The following is a 9,279-nucleotide window of genomic DNA, read 5'->3' as shown; positions in this document are numbered from 1 at the left end:
GGGCTCCAGGTACGGCATCGAGGGCTTCCTCGAAATCAAGTACATCGCTCTCGCAGGTCTGTGAGAGCACGAACCGCAACGTGAGAGGAGGAACGCATGGCCGACTTCGTGCTGGCTCTCGACCAAGGCACCACATCATCCCGCGCCATCGTGTTTGACGGCACCTACAGGATCCGCGGGCTGGCGCAGCGCGAGTTCCCTCAGATCTATCCGAAACCCGGCTGGGTCGAGCACGATCCTCGGGATCTCTGGGACACGATCCTGGAAACCATGCGGTCCGCTCTCGCCGATGCGGGACTGGCCGCCTCCGACATCGCAGCCATCGGCATCACAAACCAGCGCGAGACCGTGATTCTCTGGGACCGCGCAACGGGACGCGCCATTCACAATGCTATCGTCTGGCAGGATCGGCGCACGGCGGACCTCTGCGCCGCATTGAAGGCCGACGGATCCGAGGGGATGATCACGGATCGGACGGGGCTGCTGGCGGACCCGTATTTTTCCGCCACGAAGATCGCCTGGATCCTGGACAATGTCGAAGGTGCCAGGACACGGGCCGAACGCGGCGAGCTTGCCTTCGGCACCGTCGACACGTGGCTGCTCTGGCATCTCACCGGCGGTCGGCGGCACGTCACCGATGCGACCAACGCGTCGCGCACCATGCTGTGCAACATCGACACGGGCGAATGGGACGAGGATCTGCTGCGCCTGTTCCGTGTGCCGCGATCCATCCTGCCCGAAATCAGGGACAGCATCGATGATTTCGGGAGCACGGATCCGAGCCTCTTCGGCGTGGCAATCCCTGTCAGGGGCGTGGCCGGCGACCAGCAGGCGGCCACCGTCGGACAGGCCTGCTTCACGCCGGGAATGATGAAGTCCACCTATGGGACGGGCTGCTTCGCGCTCCTCAACACGGGGCACGAGCGCGTGCCCTCGAAGAACCGCCTGCTGAGCACCATCGCGTATCGCATCAACGGCCGGACGACCTATGCGCTCGAAGGCTCGATCTTCATCGCCGGAGCGGCCGTCCAATGGCTGCGGGACGGGCTCGGCATTCTCCAGCGCGCGGACCAATCAGGATCGTTCGCCGCTCAGGCCGATCCGCAGCAGGAGGTCTATCTCGTTCCCGCCTTCACGGGCCTCGGCGCGCCGTGGTGGCAGCCCGACGCTCGCGGAGCGCTCTACGGCCTCACGCGCAACACGGGTCCCAACGAGATCGCCCGGGCGGCGCTTGAATCCGTATGTTACCAGACGCGGGATCTCCTTGACGCCATGCGACAGGACTGGTCGGCCGCAGCCGACACCGTTCTTCGCGTCGACGGCGGCATGGTGGCGAGCGACTGGACGATGCAGCGCCTGGCCGACATTCTGAACGCTCCCGTCGACCGTCCGGTCATTCTCGAAACGACCGCTCTTGGTGCGGCCTGGCTGGCGGGATGCGGTGCCGGGGTCTGGCCGGGCAGCGAAGGTTTCGCCGTCAGCTGGCGGGCCGATCATCGCTTCGAGCCGGCCATGGCCGATGGAGAGCGCGAGCGTGCTCTCGCCGGCTGGCGCCGCGCAGTGCAGCGGACGATCTGGCAGGGCTAGCCGCCTGGTGCCCACAGCATCGCATCCGGAGGGGAAAGCTATGTCTCATTCAGACTTCGATATCGTGGTAATCGGCGGTGGCATCAACGGCTGCGGAATTGCCCGTGACGCGGTCGGGCGCGGCTACAGCGTGCTCCTCGCCGAAATGCAGGATCTCGCCAGCGGGACATCGTCCGCCTCCACTAAGCTAATCCATGGAGGCCTGCGCTACCTCGAGCACTACGAATTTCGCCTTGTCAGGGAATCGCTGATGGAGCGCGAGGTGCTCTGGAAGATGGCACCTCACATCATCTGGCCCCTCCGCTTCGTTCTGCCCCATCATGGCGGTCTCAGGCCGGCCTGGCTCCTGCGGTTGGGCCTGTTCCTGTACGACCACATCGGCGGGCGGAAGCTGCTTCCGAAAACCAGGACGCTCGATCTCGCGCGTGATCCGGCGGGAAAGCCCCTGCGACGCGGATACACCAGGGCTTTCGAGTATTCCGATGCCTGGGTGCAGGATGCCCGGCTCGTGGCCCTCAACGCACGGGATGCGGCCGACCGGGGCGCCGAGATCCTGACGCGAACGAAGGTCACGCGACTCGAACGTCGCGACGGCGGGTTCCGGGTCGAGCTCACGGATCGGGAAACCAGCCGGATCCGTGAGGTGACGGCGAGGCTCGTGGTGAACGCCGCAGGCCCGTGGGTCGATCAGGTTCTTCGCCAATCGACCGGTTCGAACGAGCGCCATGTCCGGCTTGTCCAGGGTAGTCACATCGTGGTCAGGAAGCTGTTCGACCACGACAGGTGCTACATCTTTCAGAACAAGGACAACCGGATCATCTTCGCCATTCCCTACGAGGGCGATTACACTCTGATCGGCACGACCGACCGAGACTTCGCCGGAAGTCCGGACAAGGTGCAGATTTCGACCGAAGAAACCGCCTACCTGTGCGAGGCCGCATCGGAATATTTCGAGCGCGGTGTCACCCCCGACGACGTGGTCTGGGCCTATTCCGGCGTCCGACCCCTGTACGACGACGGAGCATCGAAGGCGCAGGAAGCGACCCGTGACTACGTGATCAAGGTCGACGGAACCGGCCAGGAAGGCGCGCTCGTCAACATCTTCGGCGGGAAGATCACCACCTACCGGCGCCTGGCCGAGTCCGTCCTGGAGCCAATCGAACAGGCACTCGGCGCCCGCGGGGCGGCCTGGACGGCGGGGGCGACGCTGCCCGGAGGCGACTTCCCCGTCGGTGGTTTCGAAGAACTCGTGTCTCGCCTCAAGGCGCAGGCGCCGGCCGTCGCAGACGCCACGATCCGCCGGCTCGCCCGCAACTATGGGACGCGTGCGCGGGACATCCTGGGATCGGCTGGAAACCTGGGCATGATCTTCGCCGCAGATCTCGGCGAGAACGAGGTCGGCTACCTGATGGATCAGGAATGGGCGCGCGATGTGGATGACGTCCTGTGGCGTCGCTCCAAGCTCGGTCTCACGATCGGCGGAGAAGCGAGGGCCGAGATCGCCGCCTACATGAGCACCCGGATGGACGCGAGGCAGCAGGGGGACCGCCTGAAGGACGCCATGACGCGAGGATGACCGCGCGAGCCCTCACGATCCTGAATCGCTGACCTGGATGCCCGAGCCCTGCGCCGAGGGGTGACACTCCTTCCGCGACGTGACGCTCCGGGGCGAACTGATCCCCGTGGACATCAGGAAGTGAGACTGGTTCGAGCACGTGTGCGATCGCGCCACCGGCAGCCGCCGCAGCCTCATCCCCGAACGGGCCGGGATGGGCGGGCCGCTGTGATCCATCGGCAATGTCTCGGACGCTGGCGCATCCCGCACCGATCAAGGACGGCTGCCGCGTGGACTTCCGGCGGTCATCGAGGAAGACGATAGCCGCGTCGCCTGCGGCAGGGAGCCAATTCCCATGCATGCTCGGGGGTATGCCACCCTTGGACGCAACCGGCCTGGTGCTCGCGCCGCTGCTTCGATGATTCGTGCCGCGACAGATCTGGTTCAGGGACCGGCCGATGTTTCCCGTCGGGGTTCGGCTCGGCCAAAGCTGGAAAAAGCAAGCGATCTAAGTAACTTGAACCGATGGAATGGCGGAGACGGAGTCCGCCATACTGGTGTCCAACCACATTCGGTCACATTCAGGAGTTCGTTGTGCAGCAAGGGGCATATGCTGACTAATGTCTTACGCGGTGCGGCTTCATCCGCTGCAATCCAACCTTCAAGGTGGGGAAGAAGGTGGGGAAGGGTAGGGGCGATGGCACGACAGCGGCACACACTGAGCGCCAGGACAGTCGCAACACTGACAAAGCCTGGGCGGCGCTCCGATGGGGGTGGTCTGTACCTGAAACATTACAGCCAGCGGCGCCCGCTCGTGGGTGTTCATGTGGAAGACAGATGGTAAGCGGCGGGAGATGGGGCTCGGCGCCTTGAGGGACGTGCCTCTCGCGAAAGCCCGAGAGCGGGCTGCCGAGGCTCGTCAGAAGCTCGCGGATGGGCTGGACCCCATCGCAGCACGGGATAACAAGCCCCAAGTGATGACGTTTGGTGAGGCAGCTGACGCTCTGATTGAGAGCATGTCCTCCTCCTGGCGCAATGAAAAGCACCGTGCCCAGTGGAAGATGACCCTCACGGCCTACTGCGAACAGCTCCGAGCCAAGCCGGTTGTTCGTCGTTCCATACTGGGGCTTTGTGCAAAATTGCTGGGTACGTTTACGTGAGAGGACGGCGGGCGCAAAAACGCCCCAGCCAGAGGGTGTCCTATACCTCCGGCCAGGGCGTTCGTGGGTTGGTGGGAGCCTCGCCACATTTCAGAAGCTAAACTGTTCCAGCTGCTCCGCAACGGAGCAAACGGGTCGAGCAGATATTCCTAAAGGTGTAGCTCAGAAACAGTAAAGCCCGCGTGGCTTTAGGCCTCCTGTGTGTTCCTGATTATGGGTGGGCTTTCTTCAGATATTCAACGGCAATGTGAGTGTCTCAGTTTGGTTTTTCCTGCCGACACACCGGAAGTGACAGGTGGCTCGTCAGGATACCAACAATCTTCGCAGCCTCCCCCCGAGGAATAGCGAAGGCCATCGGCCCATAGGCGGGGTGACTGAATGCGAGAAGTGACCCATCAATAGGGGCCTCCTGAATGTACCACTTGGGATTTGCGATGGTTTTTACCTTTGTACCTTCAAGCGGCTCGACCCGCTGACCTTCAACCATCTGCGTTCGTGCTTGCCCGAGTGAGTTGATGACCTTTGTGAGTTGCTCAAGGTCGAGCGCAATTGCGGCTGACGGACCTTCAACAGGCCCCATCTCGATGGTCACGGATTGCCGATTATCACCCACTCGGACGGTAACGCGTGCTTCGGGCATGACACGTCTCCGTGATGGTTCAAGGAGTGTGATGGCTACGCACTTGTGCCTAGAATCCGACCTCGTTGAGCAACGGCCGTTCTTTCCCCGTAGGGTACTCATCATCTTTGGAAAAAGGATGAAGATGTTTTCAACGGGCACCCCCGGAGAGCCCTCTTGAGCAGATAGGGCCCAAAAAGGTTGAGGTAAGAAAGCTCCAAGGCACGCTCAGGGGTTAGGTCAATTTCCAGGAGCAAGAAGCTCACCTTTAGTGCGCCTTGGAAGAGGGTATGGCCACGTCAGCAGACGCAAGGCTATCAAGGGCCTCCAGTTCAGGATTGGTCCTGATGAGTCTCTCTCGGCTATTCGCGAGTGACTCCCAGGTTCGTGCCATTTCCAGGAGCTGAGTGCGTTGCTCTCCGACCGGCATCTGCTTCGCCAAAGCCCTGCATTCCAGGGCGTGGGTCTGGTATTCCGATATCTTGGTCATCTGCGGCTACCCGCCGTTTGCCTGCGGCTATGTCGACATAAAGCTGGGCTAGTCTTGCCTGATCCAGTTCCAACCCGACCAGTTTGCCCTGATTGATCGGCACTCCAAACCTCACATCTGGCGAAGTCTACGCCCCTTAGAAGCCCCCGCAATTACTTGGATTAATAAATCCTGGATGATAGGTGCCTGGGACTGTTGAGACAGCCCTGAGGTCAGTTGCAGAGGCACGCCGCGCGATTGGTCCCTAGTTCCAGCCAAGGCTCATAGGCAAGCCAATCCGGCAAATAAGCCCCGACTGGTGGTTCTGTTAGGGATGCATTTACCATACGAGCGCAGCTTTATCTTGTGCCTCTTGGCACGGTCGTTCTCCCGAGACGGTCGCGTCAAGTGACCAGACCGTTTGGCGGAGAGACTTCAGTGAAAATCGTTTCGTTCGTCACGCAGAAGGGCGGGACAGGCAAGAGCAGCCTTGCTGTCTCACTTGCCGTGGCTGCGGCAGAAAGTGGCCTGAAGGCAGTTCTTATCGACATAGACCCGCAGAGTACCGCTGAAGAATGGTACAAGCGGCGCACCGCTGAAGCCCCGGCGGTCCATTCGATTTCTTGGGCTAATCTCTCCTCTCGTCTCTATAGGCTTCGCCAACAAGGTTACGACCTTGTCATTGTCGACACGCCTGGGGCGGAAAGCCATGCTGCATCAGAAGCAATGAAAGAAGCACACTTCTGCTTGCTGCCGGTCCGTCCCAGCGTCGCTGACATCGAGGCCAGTGCACCTACCGTTCGCCACCTTAACGAGAACGCTAAGCCATTCGCATTCGTTCTCAATCAGTGCCCAACCGGTGGACGCACCAGCAGGACTGCCAACGCCCGTATGACCCTCCAACTGCTTGGGGGCCTGTGTGACCCAACTGTGGCGCATCGCTCTGACCATGTTGATGCCCTTGCCGCGGGTCTTGGGGTGACCGAGTTCAGTCCTTATGGGAAAGCTGCCGATGAAATACGTGCGGTTTTGCAATGGCTCACAGCTAGGCTACGAAGGTTGGATGCCACTGAGATTGCCGACGACGAAGGTGGCGCAATCCCTCTGAGTGCCATGTCATGAGGGATATCCACCATGATACCGCTGAGGGCATGCTCAATGCGCAACTTGCTATTGCGGTGGCACGGCTGATGAACCGACTCTAGAGGAAACCTGGAGAGGTCGAGATGCCCCAGATAACACCACAAGAGCGCGCTGAAAGCCTGCGTGGGACTCTTGAAATGTATATCGACTTGGTTGAAGGCGACAGGGTTGGGCCATCATGGCAACTGACAGACAAGGCCTTTACCAGGATTGCGGCCGTCATTCGTGAAGCTGAGAACGATGCCTTGGAGAGAGCTGCAGGGCTATGTGAGGCGGTGCATCTTGGGGCCCGAACCCGCTATAGCGTCCTGCTTGGCCCGGATTATCTGGTGACGAGAAGTCTGTTATCGCGTGAGCTTGCCACGGCAATAAGGGCGCTGAAGCACAAGGGTGAGAGTTGATCCCGTTTGCTTGGCTGAAGCTGTTCCAGAAGATAGCACCCCATCTGATCACGAGGATCCTGAGCCAGATGACGTACCCTATGTTCCGCCACCAGGTACTCAATAGCGGGGGGAGCCGCAATGTCTGACATTCCGTACCCTGATACGCCGCAGCCGGACATTCCTGTTCTTCCGGAGCCTGACATGCCGACGCCAGCGCCCGAGGTTGAGCCTGATCCCAGCGAGGGGCCTGACCTGCCATCGGACCCGTCTGAGTTGCCAGGAGATGACGTCCCGAAGGTCGGCTAATGGAGCCTTGTGAGAACCCAGCAGGAGGCTATGTGTGATGTCAGATCCGCGACAGCCAGACATTCCTTCTCCCTCTCCTCCGCAGCCTGACACGCCAGATCCCGGTCCTAATCCTGTCCTGCCACCTGCTAGCCCTCCCAGCCTCCCGGGAAATGAGGAGCCTGGAGGCATTCCACCGACTCCACCCGCTGAAGTCCCGAACCCTGGAGAGCCGTTAGGTGTGCCTCCGGCGACACCCCAGGAGGTGCCGACGAGGACGCCGTCATTTCCTGAACCGCGGCGTTGAGCGCAGTCGCATCCCCACCTACGTTGGGCAGAGTGTGGTGAAGCGATTTGTCGATGGTGCGGACGGAGGGACTCGAATTCCCAACCAGACCGTTATGAGCGGCCGGCTCTAACCATTGTGCTACAGGCCCCACGAGGTTCTCATACCCGGTCTCTACCGAGATGAAAATGGTGCGGACGGCGGGGGTCGAACCCGTACGCAGGCTCTCTGTAGGATCGGCCGTGGCATGGGTAACCTGCACAGGGAGTGGCTTCATGCAACCTGGAATGCTCGCCGTCTCTATTCGCTGTTCTCGACGGCCTCAATAGCAGCGGTTCCAACCGCTTCCAGGATTTGGTTCTGCATCTCTGGATCGATACTGGCCCACCACTCACGGAAGCCTTGCCGCGTCTCCAACACGGCAAGGACAGCGTCGGCAACCCTTCGAGTTTTATCCATCGAGTGCCTCAATGTATGCTCGTTCAGACCTAGCCGGCCTCTAAGCGAAGCCGCATACCCGCTAGCGTAGCCGCCGGCGGGGTGTGGTGAAACGGACCGAAATAGTCCGGACAGGACCTAAGGCTTAGCATCCGGAGCAGATCCCCCGTGTGATGTTTTTCGTTTTCTGATCCCAAGCACGTTGCCGCGCCTCGTCTCTTTCGCGGGCAGCTTTTACGAGAGCATCCGTTCCCTCGGCTGTATCGACCTTAGATGTCGATGCTGTCGGTGTCTGCCGCGGGGGCTTGCTCTCTTTGGCGTAGGTTATCTGAGGCATAGCCAACAATCCAAGGGTGATGGCAATTGTCAAAGCGCGCATGAATGAACTCCTCGTGGAGCTCAGAGACTGCCCCATTCACCAGATATGGCGAGAACGATCAATAACCGCTACGGACACCATACAAGACAATATCTATGAGCTGTCCTGCGCACTGGACGCCTTAAAGGAGATTGCCGACCTCGCGGCCGAGTACCACGAGACAGGATGCTTGGATGACGCTTCAGTCGATGACATCGGCATCCTCGCTCGCCGCACCATTTCGCAGGTGGGGCGCACTGATGGCTCGAGAATTCTTCACCTTCCTGCACTGTGCCCGGCAAGCTCGGATGCTAGTGAAGGCCTGCCCCAACCAAGCGGATCAATACAAAGAAAGCTGTCGTTACTGGTTGGCCATGGCTCAAAGGGCTCAAGCTCCGCTTCCGTAAGCACATCCCAGACCCACCGCCTCATACCCCTGTCTACGCCGTTGGAGACCCGGAATGGCAACGACACTGCACGCCCTCCCTGAACCGTCTCAAAACACTAACGGAAGAACTTGAGATCAGCCTGGGCCTGAGCTTGCCAGATGATTTTGTGTGGCCTCTTCCGGATGCCCTTAATCCCAACCCGGACAGGTCTTCCTGAATCCCGCACCCACATCGCACGTCTCACGCAGGAGCATTGGCGTATTTCGGTCGGTTCCAGCCTCCAAAAGAGCTGACCTATAACTCGCAACATATTCGACAGATTATTGCCACATATCAGTCAGTATAGAGGCAGTAAAAAGCACTTTTACAATAATGAACATACGACATAAACAGGACACATTCCCAGACAAGGTTCCCTCCGCGGATCAGAGACAAGCGTCAGTACCGAATTCATCAAATCAATACTGTCTCATCCGCTTCAACAATCCTGAATGACAAGGGGAACTTCAGAGATGACAATCTACTACGTATCGACGGCGGGCTCGAACAGCGGGGCCGGCACGGCCGCGCAGCCGTTCGCCTCCCTGCAACACGCCCACAGCCTGGC

The 9,279-nt window shown here is 60.3% G+C and carries 7 protein-coding genes; 5 read left to right on the top strand and 2 right to left on the bottom strand.

Annotation, left to right across the window (positions count from 1 at the left end):
• Positions 1-96 precede the first annotated feature (96 nt).
• The 3 genes from glpK to KBI52_RS03710 all read left to right on the top strand — a co-directional run bounded on the left by glpK (position 97) and on the right by KBI52_RS03710 (position 4,302).
• Positions 97-1,587 (top strand): glycerol kinase GlpK, encoded by a 1,491-nt coding sequence (glpK, locus tag KBI52_RS03720; protein WP_210805408.1) that lies wholly within the window; start codon positions 97-99, stop codon positions 1,585-1,587.
• Between the two features lie 40 nt (positions 1,588-1,627).
• Positions 1,628-3,163: a glycerol-3-phosphate dehydrogenase gene (gene glpD / locus KBI52_RS03715; RefSeq protein ID WP_210805406.1), complete on the top strand. Its 1,536-nt coding sequence runs from the start codon at positions 1,628-1,630 to the stop codon at positions 3,161-3,163.
• A gap of 770 nt (positions 3,164-3,933) precedes the next feature.
• Positions 3,934-4,302: an integrase arm-type DNA-binding domain-containing protein gene (locus KBI52_RS03710; RefSeq protein WP_371823106.1), complete on the top strand. Its 369-nt coding sequence runs from the start codon at positions 3,934-3,936 to the stop codon at positions 4,300-4,302.
• Between the two features lie 256 nt (positions 4,303-4,558).
• On the opposite strand, the gene KBI52_RS03705 is transcribed toward KBI52_RS03710, so the two are convergent.
• A complete protein-coding gene (locus tag KBI52_RS03705; RefSeq protein WP_210805404.1) occupies positions 4,559-4,942 on the bottom strand; it encodes a hypothetical protein in 384 nt (127 codons plus the stop codon).
• An 886-nt stretch (positions 4,943-5,828) separates the two neighbouring features.
• Here KBI52_RS03705 and KBI52_RS03700 point away from each other — a divergent pair.
• Complete coding sequence (locus KBI52_RS03700; RefSeq protein ID WP_173945094.1) at positions 5,829-6,512, top strand: AAA family ATPase; 684 nt, start codon at positions 5,829-5,831, stop codon at positions 6,510-6,512.
• Positions 6,513-6,616: 104 nt separating this feature from the next.
• Positions 6,617-6,934 (top strand): hypothetical protein, encoded by a 318-nt coding sequence (locus tag KBI52_RS03695; protein ID WP_173945093.1) that lies wholly within the window; start codon positions 6,617-6,619, stop codon positions 6,932-6,934.
• Positions 6,935-7,787: 853 nt separating this feature from the next.
• On the opposite strand, the gene KBI52_RS03690 is transcribed toward KBI52_RS03695, so the two are convergent.
• On the bottom strand, positions 7,788-7,946 hold the full coding sequence (locus KBI52_RS03690; RefSeq protein ID WP_173945092.1) for a hypothetical protein: 159 nt from the start codon (positions 7,944-7,946) through the stop codon (positions 7,788-7,790).
• Positions 7,947-9,279 lie beyond the last annotated feature (1,333 nt).

The organism is Microvirga sp. HBU67558 (genome assembly GCF_018069605.1).
Classification (GTDB): Bacteria; Pseudomonadota; Alphaproteobacteria; order Rhizobiales; family Beijerinckiaceae; genus Microvirga; species Microvirga terrae.
Note: the sequence above shows the minus strand (reverse complement) of the source record. Positions and strands in the feature narration are given on the sequence as shown.